The following is a 511-nucleotide window of genomic DNA, read 5'->3' as shown; positions in this document are numbered from 1 at the left end:
AGCGCTTAGCTAAAAGGTTGGCAAGCCGTTCACTTGAAATAAATCATTTCATAGCATAAAAAAACGGACTATTAATGAGTCCGTTTTTTTTTGTAACTCAAAAAACATCTAGTTTGTTGCCTGAGGAAAGGAACAAAGCTAATACCACAGCAATTATCGGCAACACCAAAACTTTACTCCATCCAAACGGCAAAGCATAAGCTAGTTTTGGGTAAAAAGGGCAGACATAGACAGCTGTTCTGTCTTCTGAAGTTATCGACTTAGCTACTGCCTTTCTAACTCCGTTTTCACCAAAACTACGCACTCCTCCAAAAGCATTCAATAATGTGCTGGTATAAGTGACACCTTCGAATTCATATTGATACTTAATAAAAAGCTCATGTACGTCACCCAGATAAGTGACTCTAGCAGATGTAATCACTATTCTTTTGCTTAAAACCTTTGAATCTACTTTTGGGAAACATAAAAATATAAAGTCAGTTATGATCGCTATTAAGATCCACACTAAAAA

At 36.2% G+C, this 511-nt stretch carries 1 protein-coding gene; it reads right to left on the bottom strand.

The genetic code is table 11. From position 1 onward, the window contains the following. Positions 1–97: 97 nt before the first annotated feature. On the bottom strand, positions 98–511 hold a 414-nt coding region (locus tag ACS8FC_RS21040), incomplete at its 5' end, for a hypothetical protein (protein ID WP_439298212.1).

It is taken from the genome of Psychrobacter sp. 1Y4, assembly GCF_051847555.1.
The sequence above is the reverse complement of the archived record's forward strand: the minus strand, read 5'-3'. Positions and strand labels throughout refer to the sequence as shown.